General features: G+C 56.0%; 17 protein-coding genes. 4 read left to right on the top strand and 13 right to left on the bottom strand.

Annotated elements, in window-relative coordinates:
* Positions 1–11: 11 nt before the first annotated feature.
* Both yhcN (ABFI50_RS06780) and yhcN (ABFI50_RS06785) read left to right on the top strand, forming a co-directional pair.
* A complete protein-coding gene (gene yhcN / locus ABFI50_RS06780; protein WP_014885423.1) occupies positions 12–275 on the top strand; it encodes a peroxide/acid stress response protein YhcN in 264 nt (87 codons plus the stop codon).
* Positions 276–386: 111 nt separating this feature from the next.
* Positions 387–653, top strand: a complete 267-nt coding sequence (yhcN, locus tag ABFI50_RS06785) for a peroxide/acid stress response protein YhcN (protein WP_347485680.1) — start codon at positions 387–389, stop codon at positions 651–653.
* Between the two features lie 67 nt (positions 654–720).
* Here yhcN (ABFI50_RS06785) and ABFI50_RS06790 read toward each other — a convergent pair whose 3' ends face one another.
* The 5 genes from ABFI50_RS06790 to aaeX form a co-directional block, all read right to left on the bottom strand.
* Entirely contained in the window at positions 721–993 is a 273-nt protein-coding gene (locus tag ABFI50_RS06790) for a barstar family protein (protein WP_014885425.1), read from the bottom strand.
* A 44-nt stretch (positions 994–1037) separates the two neighbouring features.
* Entirely contained in the window at positions 1038–2492 is a 1455-nt protein-coding gene (locus ABFI50_RS06795) for an NAD-dependent succinate-semialdehyde dehydrogenase (protein ID WP_347485682.1), read from the bottom strand.
* 89 nt (positions 2493–2581) lie between these two features.
* Positions 2582–4549 (bottom strand): p-hydroxybenzoic acid efflux pump subunit AaeB, encoded by a 1968-nt coding sequence (gene aaeB, locus ABFI50_RS06800; protein ID WP_014885427.1) that lies wholly within the window; start codon positions 4547–4549, stop codon positions 2582–2584.
* A gap of 5 nt (positions 4550–4554) precedes the next feature.
* Positions 4555–5487: a p-hydroxybenzoic acid efflux pump subunit AaeA gene (gene aaeA, locus ABFI50_RS06805; protein ID WP_213783139.1), complete on the bottom strand. Its 933-nt coding sequence runs from the start codon at positions 5485–5487 to the stop codon at positions 4555–4557.
* Between the two features lie 7 nt (positions 5488–5494).
* On the bottom strand, positions 5495–5698 hold the full coding sequence (gene aaeX / locus ABFI50_RS06810; RefSeq protein ID WP_003860416.1) for a p-hydroxybenzoic acid efflux pump operon protein AaeX: 204 nt from the start codon (positions 5696–5698) through the stop codon (positions 5495–5497).
* 179 nt (positions 5699–5877) lie between these two features.
* On the opposite strand from aaeX, the gene aaeR reads away from it, so the two are divergent.
* Entirely contained in the window at positions 5878–6804 is a 927-nt protein-coding gene (aaeR, locus tag ABFI50_RS06815) for an HTH-type transcriptional activator AaeR (protein ID WP_045134756.1), read from the top strand.
* 51 nt (positions 6805–6855) lie between these two features.
* On the opposite strand, the gene tldD is transcribed toward aaeR, so the two are convergent.
* The 8 genes from tldD to csrD form a co-directional block, all read right to left on the bottom strand.
* Complete coding sequence (gene tldD / locus ABFI50_RS06820) at positions 6856–8301, bottom strand: metalloprotease TldD (RefSeq protein ID WP_347485686.1); 1446 nt, start codon at positions 8299–8301, stop codon at positions 6856–6858.
* An 84-nt stretch (positions 8302–8385) separates the two neighbouring features.
* Positions 8386–12183, bottom strand: coding sequence for an AsmA2 domain-containing protein YhdP (gene yhdP / locus ABFI50_RS06825; protein ID WP_347485688.1), 3798 nt, complete (start codon positions 12181–12183; stop codon positions 8386–8388).
* A 42-nt stretch (positions 12184–12225) separates the two neighbouring features.
* Entirely contained in the window at positions 12226–13695 is a 1470-nt protein-coding gene (gene rng / locus ABFI50_RS06830) for a ribonuclease G (RefSeq protein WP_014885432.1), read from the bottom strand.
* Positions 13685–14278, bottom strand: coding sequence for a nucleoside triphosphate pyrophosphatase (locus ABFI50_RS06835; protein WP_014885433.1), 594 nt, complete (start codon positions 14276–14278; stop codon positions 13685–13687). The genes rng and ABFI50_RS06835 overlap by 11 nt, the downstream gene beginning before the upstream one ends.
* A gap of 10 nt (positions 14279–14288) precedes the next feature.
* On the bottom strand, positions 14289–14777 hold the full coding sequence (gene mreD, locus ABFI50_RS06840; RefSeq protein WP_008502849.1) for a rod shape-determining protein MreD: 489 nt from the start codon (positions 14775–14777) through the stop codon (positions 14289–14291).
* Complete coding sequence (gene mreC, locus ABFI50_RS06845; RefSeq protein WP_008502850.1) at positions 14777–15793, bottom strand: rod shape-determining protein MreC; 1017 nt, start codon at positions 15791–15793, stop codon at positions 14777–14779. Before mreC ends, mreD begins: the two co-directional genes overlap by 1 nt.
* Positions 15794–15854: 61 nt before the next feature.
* Positions 15855–16898 (bottom strand): rod shape-determining protein MreB, encoded by a 1044-nt coding sequence (gene mreB, locus ABFI50_RS06850; protein WP_000913396.1) that lies wholly within the window; start codon positions 16896–16898, stop codon positions 15855–15857.
* Between the two features lie 282 nt (positions 16899–17180).
* A complete protein-coding gene (csrD, locus tag ABFI50_RS06855; protein WP_047026853.1) occupies positions 17181–19121 on the bottom strand; it encodes an RNase E specificity factor CsrD in 1941 nt (646 codons plus the stop codon).
* Between the two features lie 182 nt (positions 19122–19303).
* Between csrD and ABFI50_RS06860 the strand changes: the two genes are divergently transcribed.
* Entirely contained in the window at positions 19304–20278 is a 975-nt protein-coding gene (locus ABFI50_RS06860) for an MDR family oxidoreductase (RefSeq protein WP_347485691.1), read from the top strand.
* Positions 20279–20299: the final 21 nt, after the last annotated feature.

Genomic DNA, 20299 nt, shown 5'->3' on the forward strand with positions numbered 1-20299 from the left:
AGGTAAGAATCATGAAAATCAAAACTACTGTAGCGGCGCTGAGCGTCCTGTCTGTCCTGTCCTTCGGTGCTTTCGCGGCTGACGCTATTAATGCTGACCAGGCACAATCCCGTGAGGCAATCGGTACGGTTTCGGTCGGTGCAGTCGGCACGTCGCCAATGGACATGCATGAAATGCTGAACAAAAAAGCGGAAGAAAAAGGTGCATCATCTTATCGCATCATCGAAGCGCGTTCCGGTGACCACTGGCACGCAACCGCAGAGCTGTACAAATAAGTTTTAGTTATCACTGAAGATGTAATTCTCCACTCAACGGCACCAGGCATAAAAATAGCGGTTCAACCCTTCTCGCCGTTGAGCAAAAAACCTTTTCCAGGAGTAAAGACTATGAAAACCAAATTTATCATCGCAACCCTCGGTCTGGCATCCGTTCTCTCTTTCAGCGCAAGCGCAGCCGTACAGCAAGTGAATGCCGACCAGGCACAAAATCTGCAGCGTATGGGCAGCGTATCCGTCACGTCGGTCACCGGCTCACCGATGGATATCCGTCAGGAACTTGCCGCCAAAGCTGAAAAAGCAGGCGCCAGCAGCTATCGCGTCACCGAACTGAATCAGGGTGACCACTGGCATGCCACGGCAGAATTGTATAAATAAACCCTCGTCGTATCTCATCATACGACTTGCCCCTGGCCTGATGGTCAGGGGCTTTTTTATGGCTTGCTCAGTGGCGAGCATTGAAACGCAGTTGTCCTTCCAGCTCTTCTTCCGCTTCATCGAACAGTAATATCAGCGCCCCGAAACGTCTGCGCAGCTTATCGGGCAGATGGATAAACTCTATTTCCAGCGGTAGCGGCAACAGACTGCCGGTTACCACATCCCACAGCGTATCCAGATTCGTCACGCTTTGCCGTTCAAGATCAAACACCCGAGTAAATTCCCGATAGAAGTCTTCCTGACTGTCTATCTCATCAAAATCAAAGGTATAGGTTTTCATTACCAGCCACCAGTCCAGGCGAGCGGCAGATGCCGCTCCATCTATTATAATCCCCCGATATGCAGGGTTTTAACTTCCAGATACTCTTCCAGCCCCAGCACCGATCCCTCACGCCCCAGGCCGGATTCTTTCACGCCGCCAAAGGGCCCCAGCTCTGTGGAGACGGCGCACTCGTTAATCCCAATCATTCCGCTTTCAATTGCCTGTGAAACGCGGAAGACCCGCGAGAGATTCTGGGTATAGAAGTACGCCGCCAGACCATAAGGCGTGTTGTTGGCACGCTGGATGACTTCATCTTCTGAGGTGAAACGGAAGCACGCCGCGACCGGGCCAAACGTCTCCTCTTCTGCCAGCTTCATCCCTTCATGACAGTCCCCCAGTATGGTTGGCATCCAGAAATTGCCGCCAAGGGAATGAGGTTTACCGCCCGCCAGCACGGTTGCGCCACGCGCAACAGCGTCGTCAACATGTTCACGTACCTTGTCGACCGCCGCGCCTTCAATCAACGGCCCGACGACGACGCCGTCCTCAAGACCATTTCCCACCTTCAGCGCATTCACTGCATCAGCAAGTTTATTCACGAATTTGTCGTAGACGGTTTCCTGAATATAGAAGCGGTTCACGCTGACGCACACCTGCCCGGCATTGCGAAACTTATTGGCGATCGCGCCTTTCACAGCCGCGTCGATGTCTGCATCCTCAAAGACGATGTACGGAGCATTTCCCCCCAGCTCCATCGAGACTTTTTTCATGGTTTCTGCGGCGTTACGCACCAGCGTTTTGCCAACCGATGTCGAGCCGGTGAAGGAGATTTTTCGCACGTCCCGGCTGGCCATAATCGCGTCGCTGATTTCGTGCGTATTCCCGGCGACCGCGTTGAGTACCCCATCCGGTACGCCGGCCTGTTTTGCCAGCGTCAGCAGCGCAAAAGCGCTGAGCGGCGTGTTATTGGCCGGTTTGATTACCCCGGTGCATCCGGCTGCCAGCGCCGGACCTAACTTGCGGGTGAGCATCGCCATCGGGAAGTTCCACGGCGTGATAGCCGCGACAACACCTATCGGTTCACGGGTCGCCAGAATGCGCGAGCCGGGTTTGATCGGCGGAATAATTTCACCGTTCGCACGCTTGGCCTCTTCGGCAAACCACTGGATAAAGCTGGCGGCGTACTCCACTTCACCTTCCGCTTCTTTCAGGGGCTTACCCTGTTCGGTGGTCATTAGCCGTCCGAGCCAGCTTTTATTCTCAATAATCAGTTCGTACCAGCGGTAAAGAATGGCCGAACGCTCTTTCGCGGTTTTGGCGCGCCATGCAGGGAAAGCCTGGGTGGCGGCAGCAATTGCTGCTTCGGTCTCTGCTTTGCCGGCTTTCGCGACGCGGGCGATGACTTCCCCGGTAGCCGGGTTAAGCACATCAAACGTCGTATCCAGCGGTTTCCAGAGGCCGTTAACCAGATAGCCGGTCTGAAAAAGGGTATTGTCCTGAAGCGCCTGGGTCGTCATGTGTCCTCCCTTTCTGAATGTAAGAACGTGCTGGAATAAGTATAGCCACAAAAAAACCGACGCTTTTGGCGTCGGTTTTTTTACTTCATTCAGTTATCCGTGAGGGCATTTTGATAGCGACGCAGCATCAGCGCCAGCCGCCCTACCGGTTCGGTGACCTGAAGCGGTGCATCCCAGTGCTTAAGCTTTTCCTGATAGATATCGAGCTCTTCAAGGAGCTGCGTAAAGTAACGGCGACGTTTGTCATCACTGCTGGCGGAAAGCACATGGTCCGCGGTACGACGCAGCTGACGGTGCCAGGCGGAGAGATCGTCGTTGATCGGCACCGGTGCACTGCGCAGACGCTGGTGCGCGATAATCATGGTTAACGCCAGGCGGAACTTCGCGATGTCGCCCGGAAACTTGTTCAGCAGTAAAAACAGCTGCTGATAGAGCGCCGGGAGGTGGTTCTCTTTACGACGCGCGGTATTGGTGGTCATCGACGACACGGCGGCAGAAACAAACTGATTCAATAACACACGCCCCGTCCGCGCCTGTGAGTTATCTCGCACCAGCAGAATGACCATCATCGCCAGGAAACAGCCCACCAGCTGGCCCAGCGCGCTGTCGAGGAACTGGCTGAAATGGAAAGTCATCGGGTTATCGAGCACGATGATGTTAATCGTACTCGCCAGCGCCCCCAGCGATCCCAGGCGACGCTTTTGCACTTCAATGCCGATAAAGAACGCCATCACCGCCAGGCTAATACAGAGCAGCAACATGCTTTGTTGCGTCGACGGGATGATGACCAGGAAATAGAGCGCCCCTATCGGCAGGGCGGCAATGGTACCGTAGAGGAAATCAACGGCAACCATACGCGGGTTAGGCAGACGCATCGCCAGTGCGGTCACAACGGCAATCATCACCATCGCGCCGCTGCCAGACGTCCAGCCTGTCCACAACCAGAACAGCGTACCGAGCATACAGGCAAGCGTGGTACGCCAGAAGTTGACCATCGCGTGGTGACGTTCGGCAGATTCGGCCTTGATGACCACTTCACCCTGGAGGACCTCTTCTTCCGCCGCGCTAATTTTGGTGTTGCCGATCACGCCACGTTTCAGCAGCAGATAGCGCGTCGCGGCCCCGACCCAGGTGTAGATGGTCACCGGCGTGTCGCGCTCCCCGGTCCAGGCGATCACCCGACGCATACGCTTAAGCTGTTTATGCACGTCCTGCACGGTTTCCACCGGCTCGGCAAACAGCTCACGGAACGTATCGGTGACCGCTTCCGGACGGGTGTTCTGGATGAGATACGTTTCACACGCCTGGGTAATCAGCGTCAGGGAGACAGTATTGAGGGCTTTCAGGCGGCGGTTCGCACGGGCCCAGCGCGAGGACTCCATGTTGAGGTTGCTACGCATCCCCTCCAGCGCCTGCGTCCGGCGAACCAGCCCGCTCCAGGCGTTATCCACCTCTTCACTGTCGCCATGCTTAATGCACAGCTGCATCAGCTGGTACTGGGCAACGATCAGCGCGTCAAGTTCACGGTCGACTTCCTGTTTGATGGAGCGTGGAGAGAAAAGCAGGTCAGCGACAATCGCACTCACAATACCGATCACAATCTCGCTGCAGCGCTCCACGGCAAACTGCGGCGCGAGCAAAGGTTCAGACTGAATGGTGATGATAATAATCAGCGCGGTATAACCCGCCAGCCCCCAGGCGTAGGAGTTTTCCACTTTCACCAGAGACGAAATCCAGGTGCAGAAACCCGCCCAGATACAGCACACCATCAGCATCAGCAATGGCGTGCGGATCATCAGAATAATAATGGTGAGTGCCGCGAAACAGCCGATAAACGTCCCGATGATACGCAGCATCCCACGATAGCGGATCGCGCCAGAATAGGGTTCCCCGCCCGCGGCAAAGGCAGGACCAGCCGCAACTATTGCAGCCGTCAGGACCGCCCAGCGAGGGGTTTCAAGCTGGAAGTGAAAGCCAACAAACAGCGCCAGCACAATGGCACAGGCCAGCTTCACGGCGAAGCGAATGTGCTGGCTGGCGATGGAAAAGATACCCATGGCGATTAACCAAACTCGCGCAGGCGATGAGCAATTTTACGGAAGAATGAGTCCTGGCTGGCATCCCGATCTTTTTCACCGGTGATCACCACCGTCGCCGTGGTCCCCGCTGGCCACAGGTTGCCCTGCTGTTCATCAAGGTGAATACGTACCGGCACACGCTGCGCCAGACGCACCCATTCCAGGTTGGAATCCACCGTCGCCATTCCTTTAGTATCGTTAGAGCTGCTGGAGTTGGTCACCCCTGCTGCGACACTGTCGACGGTACCTTTGAAGACGCGGTTACTGCCCAGCGGCGTGATTTCCGCACGATAACCCGGACGCACGCCTTCCAGCTTGGTCTCTTCCATATAGGCGAGCACGTAGAAGGAGTTCTGTTTAACCAGCGCCACGGCAGTGGAGCCACGGGTAATAAACTCCCCGGCATAGACATTGAGGTTAGTGACCCAGCCATCGGATGGCGCACGGATCACGGTGCGCTCCAGATCGAGCTTAGCGAGATCGCGCGTGGCTTGCGCTTTCGCCAGCTGGTGCAGCACGGTTTGCAGCACGTTATTAGACTGGTCAATCTCTTCACGGGACATAGCCTGAACGCCCAGCTGGTTACGGCGGCCTGCCTCGCGGCGTTTCTCCGCAGCCAGCGCCTGGTAATAGGCCACGTCCGCTTCCGCCTCTTCCAGCGCTTTCTGGTAACGAGGCTGGTCGATGGTGAACAGAACCTGATCTTTTTTCACCAGCTGGTTATCGTGGACGTTGACCGCCGTGATAAGACCGGCCACGTCAGGGGCTATTGCCACCACATCCGCGCTGAAGCGCGCATCACGCGTCCACGGTGATTCGGTGTAATAGACCCAGGCACGAAAAATAGCGATGAAGGCGAGGATAACCAGCGCCATCGTGATGGCAGTGCGGGAGATTTTTCTTGTTAGCGTTTTCACATCAACCTCAGACAAACATGCGCGATATCAGGTAAAACAGGCAGCAATACAGCGCGGTATTGAACAATGCAGGGTGCCAGACGAAATCGTAAATCCCGGTAGGGACCAGCACCTTGCGCACCAGCCAGAAGATCGCCAGTGATAAAAGTAGCTCGAAAAATATCGGTGGGAACGACAGACCGAACACCACGATAACGGGAAACAGACTCATGTTGACCTTGATAAGAGAGAGTGCAGGCTTCAGAATTTTTTAGCGCACGCCATCGCAGAAGAGCAAGAAACGTCGGGCGAGAATGGCGCAGCCGTTATGTAATTAATAATATATTAACGTAACTGTTATGCTGTTATCTATAATATGTGATCTAAATCACTTTTAAGTCAGAGTGAACAATGGAACGTTTAAAACGCATGTCGGTCTTCGCAAAAGTGGTTGAACTGGGTTCGTTTACCGCCGCGGCACGTCAGCTTCAGATGAGCGTCTCATCCATTAGCCAGACGGTCTCTAAACTGGAAGATGAGTTACAGGTCAAGCTGCTCAACCGCAGTACCCGCAGCATTGGGCTGACGGAGGCGGGTAAAATTTACTATCAGGGCTGCCGACGCATGATGCACGAAGTGCAGGACGTCCATGAACAGCTCTACGCCTTTAACAACACCCCGATCGGCACACTCCGTATAGGGTGTTCTTCAACTATGGCACAAAATGTACTCGCTGCCATGACCGCGGATATGCTGAAGGAGTACCCCGGGCTTACCGTCAATCTGGTGACGGGTATCCCGGCGCCGGATCTGATCGCCGATGGGCTGGACGTGGTGATCCGCGTCGGCGCACTGCAGGATTCCAGCCTCTTCTCGCGTCGACTGGGCAGCATGCCCATGGTTGTCTGCGCCTCGAAAAGCTATCTGGCGCAGTACGGCGTTCCGGAGAAACCCGCGGATCTCACCAATCACTCCTGGCTGGAGTACAGCGTGCGGCCCGACAATGAATTCGAGCTGATTGCCCCGGAAGGGATCTCCACCAAACTGCTGCCGGAGGGGAGGTTTGTCACTAACGATCCGATGACCATTTCGCGCTGGCTGGTAGCCGGGGCCGGGATCGCCTACGTACCGTTGATGTGGGTGATCAATGAGATCAACAGCGGCGTGCTGGAGATCCTTTTCCCTCGCTATCAATCCGATCCGCGCCCGGTCTACGCCCTGTATACCGAAAAGGACAAGCTGCCGCTCAAAGTGCAGGTGTGTATCAACTATCTGACCGACTATTTTGTGGACGTGGCGGAGCTGTTTCAGGGGATGCGGGGAAGAAGGAAAGAATAGGCCTTTCCCCTCTCCCCGTTGGGGAGAGGGTTAGGGTGAGGCGGTGAAAAACTACGCTGTACCGCCCACCGTCAGATTATCCACTTTCAGGGTTGGCTGGCCGACGCCAACCGGCAGGCTCTGGCCCTCTTTACCGCAGACGCCCACGCCGTTGTCCAGCTTCAGATCGTTACCGACCATAGAGATCTGCTGCATGGCTTCGATACCGGAACCAATCAGGGTCGCACCTTTTACCGCTTTGGTCACTTTTCCCTTCTCAATCAGATACGCTTCTGAGGTAGAGAAGACAAATTTACCGGAGGTGATGTCCACCTGGCCGCCGCCAAAGTTTGGCGCAAAGATACCGTAATCTACAGACTCGATAATCTCCTGCGGCGTGGATTGGCCCGGCAACATGTAAGTATTGGTCATGCGCGGCATTGGCAGGTGCGCGTAAGATTCACGACGGCCGTTACCCGTTGGCGCGACGCCCATCAGGCGCGCGTTGAGTTTGTCCTGCATGTAACCTTTCAGCACGCCGTTTTCAATCAGCACATTGTACTGGCCTGGCGTACCTTCATCATCGATAGCCACCGAACCGCGACGGTCTTGCATAGTGCCATCATCCACCACGGTGCACAGCTCAGAGGAGACGAGCTGTCCAATCTGACCGCTGAACACGGATGTCCCGCGACGGTTAAAGTCGCCTTCCAGACCGTGGCCCACCGCTTCGTGCAGCAGCACGCCCGGCCAGCCTGCGCCCAGCACCACCGGGAATGTCCCGGCGGGAGCCGCAACAGCGTTAAGATTCACCATCGCCATGCGCACGGCTTCTTTTGCCCACGCGTCAGCGCGCGCTTCGCCGTCCACATCCCCCAGGAACCAGTCATAGCCGAAACGACCGCCGCCGCCGCTGGAGCCACGCTCGCGTTTACCGTTGTCATCAACCTGCACGCTGATGGAAAGACGCACCAGCGGACGCACATCGGCGGCCAGCGTACCGTCCGTTGCCGCCACCAGAATCAGTTCATAAACACCGCTCAGGCTGGCAGAGACTTCCTGCACGCGTTTATCTGCAGCACGCGCCACTTTGTCCACGCGGCGCAAAATATCCAGCTTCTCTTCGCGGCTCATGCTTTGCAGCGGATCGATACTGGTATATAGCGCAGAGTGCGACACTTCACCGAGGGTTTTCACACGGCCATCGCCAGTATCACGCACAATGGTACGCGCAGCCTGCGCACTTTGCTCCAGCGCAGCCAGGCTAATCTGGTCGGCATAGGCAAAACCGGTTTTCTCACCGCTGACGGCGCGCACGCCGACGCCCTGGTCAATGTTATAAGAACCATCTTTGATGATGCTGTCTTCTAAAACCCAGGATTCGTGATAGCTCGACTGGAAATAGAGATCGCCGTAGTCGAGACGGCGTTCGGTCAGTTGACCAAGAATGGAGAACAGGTCCTGATGGCTCAGGCCGTTCGCTGCTAGCAAATGTTCACTTACCAGGTTCAGACTCATCGTATTGCTACTCGTTCGTTGCCGCCCGTGGCGGTATAAAAATCGTATTTATTGAGAGTGAGGCAATTACCTGCCCACGTCAAATCATTGCTGTGCATCTTTGCGCGGCTGGCGCAGTACCTCGTTAATCTGAGGTTTATCCACCGGACCGGTAATGCGATAGCGCAGAATCGAGACTTTGCTCCACAGCGGGCCCAGCACTTTACTGGCAGCAAATACCGCCGCACCGACTATCGGGTTCACCACAAACGCCGCCGCCACGCCCACGCTCGCGGAAATTTCCGGCGCCACCACGGCTTCCATATCCAGCTCACGGCGTACCAGATTGACTGAGCCTTTCATGGCGATATCCGCTTCCAGGCCGTCTACCAGCGTGTCATCCGTATGCATCACGCCGTCCTTTATCCACGCCGTGCTGCGGATGGAATCGTAGTAGAAACCTTCGCTGAAGGTGTCGCTGAAATCGAAGCGCAGCTTGCGCAGCAGCGCATCAAAACTCAGCAGGCGCAGGATCTGCCCGGCGCGCCCCGTGCTCACATCGGCGATTTCCCCCTTGCCAAAGCGGGTTTTTAAAATACCGTTCAGTGACGCTTCGTCTGGCTTCCACGGCGCGTCTCGCCAGTGAAGATCGTAATTCACGTCAAATGACGATCCTCGCAGCGGCGTAGTGATGCCAAAGAAATTGGTTGCCGCATCCAGTTTGTTGCCTTTAATGTCGCCCTTCAGGGAGGTCCGCTGTTCGCCAGGGTTATTGACCCATTCCCCTGCGGCCGTCATGCGGCCAAAACCGGTATCGACCAGGCCGCCGGAGAGCGTAAGCGTATTCCCCTGGATGGCAAAATCGCCGTCGATACGGCCATATTTTTGCCCCCACAGCCAGCATTCCGCGCAGCGCAGCTGGAGATCGGGCCAGCCGCTAAAATCGACGCGGGAGGCTTGACTCAGCGGCGATGTATTCGCCGGTTGATCTTTACTCGCGGTGGCCGGGTTGTAGTAGAGATAGCGAATCGCTGCCTGCCACGGCGCGTTATTACGCATGGTAAGCGTGCCGTTGATCTCCCGACCCTGCGCCTCCACTTTAGAGCCATTCGCGGTGGGCTGAGAAACAATGCTAAGGTTGTTCCACTGCTGTCCGCCCAACATCAGCGACGGCGTGCGTACCGTAACGGTTTGCGGGAACTGGGCGGCTTCATCCACGTTTTGTCCAACGCCTTTCTGGAACAGCGCCAGCCACTCCGCGCCATCCATCGGCGGAAGATTGAGCTCAACGCCCTCATGGTCGGGCAGTGGCGGCGTGGTTTTGCTGTCCGTCGTCCAGATAGCCCTGTCGAGGGTGAGTTTGCGATTAAGCAGCCAGCGGCTGTTGAAATGGTTTGTGCTGCCCGCATTTCCGGTCAACGCAAAGCTGTTCAGGTTGCCATCGACGTTGACCTTCACCGGCAGCGATTGTCCGGCCTGTTTATCCAGCGGCGCGGGCAACTGGCTGTGGATGTTTTTCAGGTCACCCGTGATGTCGACCTTATACTGCACGCCTGCGTGATAAGGCAGCTCAATAGCCACTTTGCCGTTCCAGGCTACCGTGCCATCCACTGATGACGCGATCGGCTTCGGCAGGACGTCCATACGCGCAGGCTGCCAGTTACCGTCCAGATTGACGGCCACCTGGTAAGCTTTTTCACCCTCAGTGGTTGTGAAGTCAATATTCACCGGCTGATTAAACCAGCTGGCGGTCAGCGGCTCGCTCTTGAGGTTACCATTCACAAAACTGAACTGCCCGCTGAGGTTTTTCAGGGTGCTCTCAAGCGGTTTAATGTACAGACTGTTGTTCTTCAGACGGACATCACCTTTGGCGGTGGTCATCTCACCGTCCAGCGGGATATCAAGATGTAAGCGAGCATTCACATCGCCATCAAGCTGGAGCTGCTGCAGCGTCGCCGCCAGAGACTCTTTCAGCGGCGTCTCCTCAAAGTACGGCCCCACCGCTTTACCTGGACCGTTAATGTCGGCATCAATAAGCAGCTTCTCTTTTGAGTAGTCCGGGATGTTAGCCGTCAGGTTGCTGGCCGTCACGCCGCCCAGCGCAACGCTGTCAGACTTCATCCATAAGCCGTCATTGAGGAAGTTAAGTTCGATATCCAGGTTTTTCAGCGCAGGCCAGCCAGGCTGGAACGCGAAGGTGGCGTTGTGCAGCGGCACCAGCACCTGGAACTGACCTTCATTATGTTTGTACGGGAAAAGGTGCGGATTACCACCGTAGACCAGTGTGGCATTATCCGCCTGACCGCCCTGAATCGCGCCGCTCAGATAGTCGACCAGCGCTTTCCCCATCAGGTTTTCCGGGAAATAGCGCCAGGCCTGAGAACCATCATCGGTACTGATGCCGGCCAGAATACCCAGCCAGGGCTCATCGCCAACTGGCTGCAGGTAGCGGAAATCGCCGCGTGCATGCACCGCTTTGGCTTTGACGTCGATATGCCTGCCATCAAGCTGGAAGCCCTTATCATTACGGAGCCAGTTCAGCACCGCATTGCCCTGTTCAATTTCCAGCGGCGCACGGAAGACCGTCTCGTAAGGCATTTTGGCGTGGTGCATATCCACCGTCAGCCTGCCGTTTTCCACGCTACCTTCCAGCTTGCCGCTGAAGTGCTCGGCTCCCGGAAGCAGCTTCCACTGCTTCCAGGCAAGATCGTTCCACGAGGCCTGGAAACGGGTTTTCTCTGTGGCCTGAAGCGGGATATCCAGCGCCAGCGCATCAATCTTGCCGCTCGGCTGCGTTGCCAGCCAAATCTCGCCCAGTTCCGGGGAGAGTTTCGCCGCCATCGAGCGCAGGCCTTCGATGGCTGTCAGATCCAGGTTACTGGCGCGGATACGCAGCTCATCGCTGCGTTTACTGGCCGCGCCGCCCACGTCCTGCTCCGGCATCCAGGCCAGCGTCAGCGCACCGCGCGGCCACGGCTTGCCGTCCATCGTGATGCGCGTATCAGGAATAGCAAACTGCCAGCCCTCTTTCTCCTGCGTCACATGCGCGGTGAGGTTATCGACGGAAAGCTGATGCTGCTGATTTTCGCCCTTCCAGCTTGCGCCCCCTTGCTTCAGCCAGATATCGCCGCTGGCGAATTTTCCTTTCGTCAGGGTTAGCCAGCCCTCAAGGCTGAAGCGGGCGGTTTCCAGCTGCATGTTTTGCTGTAACCAGTCGCCGAGCCAGGGCTTCACGTCCACATCGTCGGCCTGCAGCCAGACTTTACCGTTGTTTAGCAGGCCGTCATCGTCGCGCAGATCCATACGTACCTGCATCACGCCGTGCTGGCCGTTCAGGCTGGACAGGCTCACCAGTCCTTCCGCGCGGTGTCGGTTCTTGCCGTTAAGCCAGGTGAGCTGCGGGATCGCCAGTTCGGCGCGCTGGCCGGAAAGGGTAATAAAGCTCACTTCGCTGTCGCGCAGATCGAAATGATCGAACTGACGGAGGAAGAGATCGCTGAAGCGGTTGGCTTCCAGGCCCTGATTATCCTCACCGCCCGTTAGCGGCGTATTGGTCAGAAACTGAAGCTGGTAAAAGGTGAGATCGCGAAACTGCCAGCGCAGATGCAGCAGGCTTTGCCAGACGTCCAGCGCCAGGGTCACGCGTTTGATTTTCAGATGGCCGCCATCTTTCAGGCTGGCATTGATATCCCGGACGTCGAGCGTCGGGCCAAAATTTTGCCAGCTGGCGCTTAGCTGGCTTACGTCGACCGGCACACCGGTGGTAGATTCGATTTTTGCCAGCAGCTGCGGACGCCAGCTGTCGAGATGCGGCAAAACGAGGCGTAGCCCGCTCACGAGCAACGCGACAATCACGACCAGCGTTGCCCCTGTAAGCAATAAAATCCCCGGCAATCGCCTCACGCATCTCTCCTTGTCAGCTTTCGTCACGCAGCGTACTGCGTTTTACATCATCACAACGTCAAACTGCTCCTGGTTATAGAGCGGTTCAATTTGTACTTTTACCTGTTTGCCGACAAAGATTTCCACTTCCGCCAGCGCGTGCGACTCTTCGCCTTTCAACGCTTCCGCCACCGCAGGGGAAGCATAGACCAGAAAACGGTCGGAGTCGTAGGCGTGATGAACTCGGACGATTTCACGCATAATTTCGTAGCAGACGGTCTCAACCGTCTTTACCGTTCCGCGTCCATGGCAGGTTGGGCATTCATTACACAGCACATGCTCAACGCTTTCTCGGGTGCGCTTACGCGTCATTTCCACCAGCCCCAGCTGCGAGAAACCGTTAATGCTGGTTTTCACGCGATCCTTACTCAGCGCCTGCTCCAGTGAATGCAGCACGCGGCGGCGGTGATCTTCATTACTCATATCGATGAAGTCGATGATGATAATGCCGCCGAGATTGCGCAGACGCAGCTGGCGGGCAATCGCCTGCGTGGCTTCAATGTTGGTGTTGAAGATGGTGTCATCGAGGTTGCGATGGCCAACAAACGCGCCGGTGTTGATATCGACGGTGGTCATCGCTTCGGTCTGATCGATAATCAGATACCCGCCGGACTTGAGCTCAACCTTACGCTCCAGGGCACGCTGGATCTCGTTTTCGACATCATAGAGATCGAAGATAGGCTGACGCCCGGTGTAGTGCTCCAGCAGGCCCGGCATTTCCGGGATGTATTCAGCGGTAAATTCCAGCAGCGCTTCATACGTCAGGCGAGAGTCCACGCGAATGCGGTCGAGCTGCGCATCGGCAAAGTCACGCAGAACGCGCTGAGCCAGCGCCAGCTCACCGTAAAGCTGGTAGCGGGTCTGGTTGCGTTTTTTACGCTCCATCACTTTGGTCCAGACGCGCTTAAGGTAAGCGGCATCGGATGCCAGATCGTCTTCGCTGATCCCTTCCGCGGCGGTGCGGATAATAAACCCGCCCTGTTCATCGCAGTAGGCGCTGACCACTTTCTTCAGACGCTCGCGCTCGCTTTCGCTCTCAATGCGCTGCGAAACGCCGACGTGTGACGCGCCGGGCATAAAGACCAGATAACGGGAGGGTAAGGTGATGTCGGTGGTCAGACGGGCGCCTTTGGTGCCCAGGGGATCTTTCACCACCTGCACCATTAAGTCCTGGCCCTGACGCACCAGTTCGGAAATATCGCGCACGGCAAACTGCTTTTGCTCTTCGCCCGCAACGCACTCGGTGTGCGGCATGATATCGGAGGCATGTAAAAATGCCGCCTTATCCAGACCAATATCTACAAAAGCCGCCTGCATACCCGGCAGTACACGACTGACACGACCTTTGTAGATATTGCCTACTATTCCGCGCCGCGCTTCACGCTCAATATGAATTTCCTGAAGAATGCCACCGTCAATATAGGCCACACGGGTTTCCGATGGCGTTACGTTTACCAACAATTCAGCCGTCATAATTATCCCTTCCCTCACGCAGTGAGTTAAAATTGCTCAGCAACTCATACGTTTCCACCAGCGGTAAGCCGACTACGGCGTGATAGCTGCCATGAATCTTCCTGACAAAACAGCCACCCAGCCCCTGAATACCGTATGCACCTGCTTTATCCATCGGTTCACCGCTGGCAATATAAGCGGCGATCTCGTCGTCGGTAAGTACTCTGAACGTGACATCGGTTACCACCAGACAATCCAGCACGTGCTGGCTATCCGCCAGCGCGACCGCCGTCATTACCTGATGCGTTTGCCCGGACATTTTGCGCAGCATACGCGCCGCATGTTCGGTATCGTGCGGTTTCTCAAGCACTTCACCATTAAGGATAACGATGGTATCTGCTCCCAGCACCGGCAGATCGCGGGGCACTAACGCCACGCCCGCCTGCGCTTTCTCGCGCGCCAGGCGAGAGACGTATTGCTGCGCACTTTCGCCCTCAGCACGTTTTTCTTCAATGCCGGTCACGATGCGTTCAAAAGATACCCCTAACTGGGTCAGGAGTTCCTGACGGCGCGGGGAACCGGAAGCGAGATACAAAGACGTCATAGAAACCTTTTTATTGCACGGCAAACTGCTGGCGAACCTTACGCATCAGCAGGAACAGCCACGGCCAGAGCACACCGTTTACTACACTACTCCAGAACACTTCCGGTCGGAAAGAGACGTTGATCACTAAAAACTCTGCCCAGAAAACAACGATATCCGCAGCAAGCGACAACAACATCACGACCAGGGCCTGTTGCCAGAGCGCGAGGTTACGAAAGAGCTGGAATTTTAGTGCGACGAGGTACGCAATAATGCTCATGGACAGGGCGCGAACGCCCAGCGTAGAGCCACTAATGAGATCCAGTATGGCACCCATAACAAAACCCGTGCCGACATTTACGCGGTGCGGCAGGGCAAGGATCCAGTAAAGTAAAATGAGCAAGACCCAGTTTGGCCGGAAAACGAGAATGTTATCCGGCCAGGGCATAATCTGCAGCAACAGTGCAATGAGGAACGAGAGCCAGATGACCCAGCGTCCCTGGCTACGATAACTTGCCACTACTGCCCTCCCGAAGAGAGTTTAGGCGGTGGCGGCGCATCAGGCAGCGGCTGCGTTAACCCGGTTGCCGGCGCGGGCACTGGCGCAGGTGGCCCCATGGAGTCCGCAGGCGGAAGAACCTGCGGCATCATCTGCATCAGGCGTTCGTTTGCGACACGGTGCACCTCTTCAGGCGTCATCGGATTCGTGCCATTACGATCGGCACCCCAGAGCAGCAGCAGGTAGCGCAGACGCTGTAAACCCGCAGTCGGACGAGCCTGAATGACGGTGTACGCACGCTGAGTATCGAGCTTCACGGAAGAGACCACCGCAACCGGGTAGCCCTCAGGGAAGCGTCCACCCAAACCGGAAGTCACCAGGACATCACCGACACGGATGTCCGTGTTCGCAGGCAGGTGTTCCAGCTGCAGATCGTCCGTACAGCCGTTACCGGCCGCAATCACGCGGATATCGTTACGCAGGACCTGGATAGGCAGCGCATGCGTGGCATCGCAAATCAGCAGCACGCGGCTGGTCAGCTTGGCGACGGCAACAACCTGCCCCACTACGCCTTTATCACTGATTACAGGCTGGCCTTCATACACACCGTTCACACTCCCTTTGTCGATCACAACCTGATCGCTGTAAGGATCGTTCACGGTGGAGATCACCTGGGTGACCATCTTCTGCTCATCCTGACGCAGCGGCGAGCCGAGCAGTTCACGCAGACGCGCGTTTTCCTGCTTATATTGCCCCAGCATCAGCAGTTCGCTGTTTTTCAGCAGCAGTTCCTGGCGTAATGCCCGGTTTTCAAGTTCGAGCTGGTCTCGTGAAGACAGCGTTTGAGAAACGGAGTCGAGCAGTTCACGGGGACCATTTGATATAAAGTAGAAAGGACTGACGGCGGTATCCATGTACGTTCTGATCTGGCTGAACGTACCGAGGCGGCTATCGGCAATAATGACGCCAAGCGCAACCAGAACCGCCAGAATAAGGCGAAACTGTAGCGATGGGCCACGGCTAAAAATTGGCTTCATAGGCTATGCGTATTCTCGTGTCAGAGAGAAAGGGTAGCGATTCGCTACCCTTTCACAATGACTACTCTTCGCTGAACAAGTCGCCGCCGTGCATGTCGATCATTTCCAGCGCCTTGCCACCACCACGGGCGACGCAAGTCAGTGGATCTTCTGCAACTACGACAGGAATACCTGTCTCTTCCATTAACAGGCGGTCGAGGTTACGCAGCAGCGCACCACCACCGGTCAGAACCATACCGCGCTCGGAGATATCGGACGCCAGTTCTGGTGGGCACTGTTCCAGCGCAACCATTACCGCGCTCACGATGCCAGTCAGCGGTTCCTGCAGCGCTTCAAGAATTTCGTTGGAGTTCAGGGTAAAGCCGCGTGGCACACCTTCCGCCAGGTTACGACCACGCACTTCGATCTCGCGCACTTCATCGCCCGGGTAAGCAGAGCCGATTTCGTGTTTGATACGCTCTGCGGTCGCTTCACCGATCAGAGAGCCGTAGTTACGGCGCACGTAATTAATGATGGCTTCATCGAAGCGGTCACCACCGATACGTACGGAGGAGGAGTACACCACACCGTTCAGAGAGATAACGGCCACTTCTGTGGTACCACCACCGATATCCACTACCATTGAGCCGGTTGCTTCAGACACAGGCAGACCTGCACCGATTGCCGCCGCCATTGGCTCTTCAATCAGGAACACTTCACGAGCACCCGCCCCCTGAGCAGATTCACGGATTGCGCGACGTTCTACCTGGGTTGCGCCAACCGGCACACACACCAGAACACGCGGGCTTGGACGCATGAAGCTGTTGCTGTGAACCTGCTTGATGAAGTGCTGAAGCATTTTTTCAGTCACGAAGAAGTCAGCGATAACGCCGTCTTTCATTGGGCGAATTGCGGCGATGTTGCCAGGGGTACGACCCAGCATCTGCTTCGCGTCATGACCCACTGCGGCGACGCTTTTCGGCGAGCCTGCACGATCCTGACGAATGGCCACAACAGAAGGCTCATTCAAAACGATGCCTTGTCCTTTTACGTAAATAAGGGTATTCGCGGTACCCAGGTCAATGGACAGGTCATTGGAAAACATGCCACGAAATTTTTTCAACATACTAAGGGATAATCCTGAAAGCTGGGGCGGAAAACAAAATCCGCTTACTTTACCAACCACACGCAGCAGCGACAAGGCGCAAAAATCATCTGCAACGGTGAAAATTTGTTCAGTACGTTTCCTGATGTTACAAAATTGATCCCTGACTCCCTCAGGGCTGAGTCAACAGCAGCATTCCTTACTGACCTTTGTAACCCGTTAAAGGTCGTTCACTGGCTTTTTGCTCGACATACTCAAAGCTACAGGCGCGATATTCTACGTGAAAACAACGTAAACGGCAGGTCAAACAGAGTATCTTTGCAAATATTTTTTCACGTTGGTGTCAAGCGGTTGAGAGGCGGCAAAAAAATCGCCCTGACCGCCCATGACACCGCGCTCTGTTAACATCTGCCATTCGCCCCTGGAGCGCACGCCCGCGGCAAAGACTTGTGTTCGGGTTCCTTTACACGCTTCAACCAGACTCTGAACCAGCAGCTGGTTTTCCGTGCGCTTTTCAATATTTCTTACCAGCCCCGGATGCAGCTTTAATAGCTCCACATCCAGTTCCTTGATCCAGTCGGTACTGACCAGCGTTAAACCAGCTTGTGTCACCGCCACACGCGCACCGAGCGCGTTGATCAAACGAACCACTGGACGTAACCGGCTGATGTGTTGACCCACATCCGCCTCAGCAAGTTCAAAAATAATGCGTTTGCGTTGCGATTTTTCGCATTGCATTAATGTATCACGCAGCCAGCGCTGAAAACGCGGGCGTATTAACGACTCAACGGTGACCTGTAACGCCAGACTTTCTTCCGGCCAGAAAGATAAAAACGGAATCAGGCGGGTAATTTGCTGGCGGTCATACTCTTCAGACAGCCCAAATTGCAGCACCATTGGCAGATATTCCGCAGAAATAACCTCTTCCGTACCGTCAAAAATACGGCACATCAGTTCGCGATGATGGACATAGCCGTTTTTCATGACCGCCGGTTTTTGATAAATGCGTGGCCCACCGCGGCTCAGCATTTGCTCAATCAACGTACGCCACCGCACGTTTCCACGCCCTTTTTCCGGTAACGAGTCATCGTAAACGGCCCATCCGTTCGCCCCCTGCAACACGGCGTTGCGGGTAGCCGATTCCGCATGCTCCATCACCTGCTCCGTCGACTGACCGCCACGCCAGGCGCAGATCCCCATATGCACCATGTCGTCGCGGTCGAGCATTTTACTCTGGGGCAGCGCGTCTACCGCCTTCAGCAGCTGGCTGGCAATGCTTTCCGACTCTTTTAGCGTGCGATGCGGCAATAACACGGCAAAGTCGCTACGGTGATAGCGGGCCAACAGTGCCCCCGGGTAGCGCATGATAAAGGTGGAGAGCAGGTTGATCAGCGTAAAGAGATTTTCTTCCGCGGCCCGCTGCCCCCATGTGTCGCGCAGCAGATCGAAATCGGGCAGGCGAATCATCATCACCACGCCGTGAGTGCCCACTTTTTCCGAATCGTCGAGCAGCGTGGCCAGTTGATTATCAAAGAAAAGGCGGTTGTTAAGGCCGGTTTTATTATCCTGCGCGGCATAAGAGCGGATCAGCGTATCCATACGGCTGCGCTGGTCGCTGGCAAACTGAATTTCTGAGAGCAACGTATCCAGCGCACTGCTGGTGCGTGACGGCCATTCATGAACAGAGCCGCGCACCTGCGGGCCGCGCTCACCGTTCAGGATGCGGACGGAGCGGATTTCCAGCAGTTCCTGCCCTGAGAGCTGGCGGCGCAACCAGCGAACCGCGAGAAAAATGAGCAGAATAATGAATGCAACCGCGATCGTGAGCGGCGCGGTGGTCATCATGGAACGGAAATAGCTGGCCATCGGATCGAGATAGACCATGTGAATGGTCATACCCGGGTTTTTAAGGGAGTGCACCGTTACTTCCCGGTACTGACTCACTACGCCCGCAGGGCGATAACTTCCCTGCCGTTCATGGCTTAAAACCTGATGCTTTCCCTGCTGAATATCGATCCGAATAATATCAACCGGCACCATCAACTCATCCAGTTCCCGGGAGAGCGACGGGAGTGGCGTGGTCAGCAGACGCGTATCAATGACCGACGCAACAGACTGCACCCGGTTGACCAGTTTGTCCTGAATGGCGTTATAAAAGCTCAAAGAGCAACCCAGAAGCGTGACAAAGATGGTCAGCCCCGTTAGCAAGGTGATAAAAGCCGAGAACTTCGTCGTTAATCGCATCCTTGAGATTACTCCGTGGGTTGAGGGGGTAGCGAGTAAGCGCTAACTTGCATTTCAAATGCGGCATACTACCAAATCGGGCGTATCTGGCAATTTATTGCGTTAAATCGGCATTGAATTACCCTGAGCGAGTATAGTCTTCAGAAATTATTTTCCAATCATCTGAGTCGTGAGGACCCCGTATGCAGGCTTTGATCTTAGAACAGCAGGACGGCAAAACGCTTGCCTCAGTACAGGCCGTAGAAAAGAGCCGTCTGCCGGAAGGCGACGTCACCGTCGACATCGACTGGTCCAGTTTAAATTACAAAGATGCGCTGGCGATCACCGGTAAGGGTAAAATCATCCGAAATTTCCCTATGGTGCCGGGTATTGATTTTGCTGGCCGGGTCCACAGCAGCGAAGACCCTCGCTTCCATGCGGGCCAGCACGTGCTGCTCACCGGCTGGGGTGTGGGTGAAAATCACTGGGGCGGGCTGGCAACACAGGCGCGCGTAAAAGGCGACTGGCTGGTGCCGATGCCGAAAGGCATGGATGGTCGCAAAGCGATGATCATCGGCACCGCAGGCTTTACCGCCATGCTGTGCGTGATGGCGCTGGAAGAGGCGGGGGTTCACCCTGAGTCGGGTGACATTGTCGTGACCGGCGCCAGCGGTGGCGTGGGGAGCACGGCGGTAACGTTGCTGCACAAACTGGGTTACCAGGTCACGGCGGTTTCCGGCCGGGAAAGTACGCATGATTATCTTCGCCAGCTCGGTGCCAGCCGCATTCTTGGCCGCGATGAATTCGCCGAAACCCGTCCACTGGAAAAACAGGTCTGGGCGGGCGCGGTAGATACCGTCGGCGATAAAGTGCTGGCGAAGGTCCTGGCGCAGATGAACTACGGCGGCTGCGTGGCAGCCTGCGGTCTGGCGGGCGGCTTTGCCCTGCCAACTACCGTCATGCCGTTTATTTTGCGTAACGTTCGCCTGCAGGGCGTGGACTCCGTGATGACGCCAGCGGCTCGCCGCACGGAGGCCTGGGAACGTCTGGTACGCGATCTGCCGGAATCGTTCTTTACCCAGAGCGCAACGGAGATAAGCCTCAGCCAGGCGCCAGACTATGCCAGTAAAATCATGGATAACCAGTTCCACGGTCGCGCGCTGGTGAAAATCGCCTAATCTTCAAATTTTCGTGACATA

It is taken from the genome of Enterobacter sp. HNDS-6, from assembly GCF_039850505.1.
GTDB lineage: Bacteria > Pseudomonadota > Gammaproteobacteria > Enterobacterales > Enterobacteriaceae > Enterobacter > Enterobacter kobei.

What these genes read in the sequence shown, in the direction of transcription:
- yhcN (WP_014885423.1), top strand. Translation starts at nt 12, where the DNA reads ATGAAAATCAAAACTACTGTAGCGGCGCTGAGCGTCCTGTCTGTCCTG.
- yhcN (WP_347485680.1), top strand. Translation starts at nt 387, where the DNA reads ATGAAAACCAAATTTATCATCGCAACCCTCGGTCTGGCATCCGTTCTC.
- ABFI50_RS06790 (WP_014885425.1), bottom strand. Translation starts at nt 993, where the DNA reads ATGAAAACCTATACCTTTGATTTTGATGAGATAGACAGTCAGGAAGAC.
- ABFI50_RS06795 (WP_347485682.1), bottom strand. Translation starts at nt 2,492, where the DNA reads ATGACGACCCAGGCGCTTCAGGACAATACCCTTTTTCAGACCGGCTAT.
- aaeB (WP_014885427.1), bottom strand. Translation starts at nt 4,549, where the DNA reads ATGGGTATCTTTTCCATCGCCAGCCAGCACATTCGCTTCGCCGTGAAG.
- aaeX (WP_003860416.1), bottom strand. Translation starts at nt 5,698, where the DNA reads ATGAGTCTGTTTCCCGTTATCGTGGTGTTCGGTCTGTCGTTCCCACCG.
- aaeR (WP_045134756.1), top strand. Translation starts at nt 5,878, where the DNA reads ATGGAACGTTTAAAACGCATGTCGGTCTTCGCAAAAGTGGTTGAACTG.
- tldD (WP_347485686.1), bottom strand. Translation starts at nt 8,301, where the DNA reads ATGAGTCTGAACCTGGTAAGTGAACATTTGCTAGCAGCGAACGGCCTG.
- rng (WP_014885432.1), bottom strand. Translation starts at nt 13,695, where the DNA reads ATGACGGCTGAATTGTTGGTAAACGTAACGCCATCGGAAACCCGTGTG.
- ABFI50_RS06835 (WP_014885433.1), bottom strand. Translation starts at nt 14,278, where the DNA reads ATGACGTCTTTGTATCTCGCTTCCGGTTCCCCGCGCCGTCAGGAACTC.
- mreC (WP_008502850.1), bottom strand. Translation starts at nt 15,793, where the DNA reads ATGAAGCCAATTTTTAGCCGTGGCCCATCGCTACAGTTTCGCCTTATT.
- mreB (WP_000913396.1), bottom strand. Translation starts at nt 16,898, where the DNA reads ATGTTGAAAAAATTTCGTGGCATGTTTTCCAATGACCTGTCCATTGAC.
- csrD (WP_047026853.1), bottom strand. Translation starts at nt 19,121, where the DNA reads ATGCGATTAACGACGAAGTTCTCGGCTTTTATCACCTTGCTAACGGGG.
- ABFI50_RS06860 (WP_347485691.1), top strand. Translation starts at nt 19,304, where the DNA reads ATGCAGGCTTTGATCTTAGAACAGCAGGACGGCAAAACGCTTGCCTCA.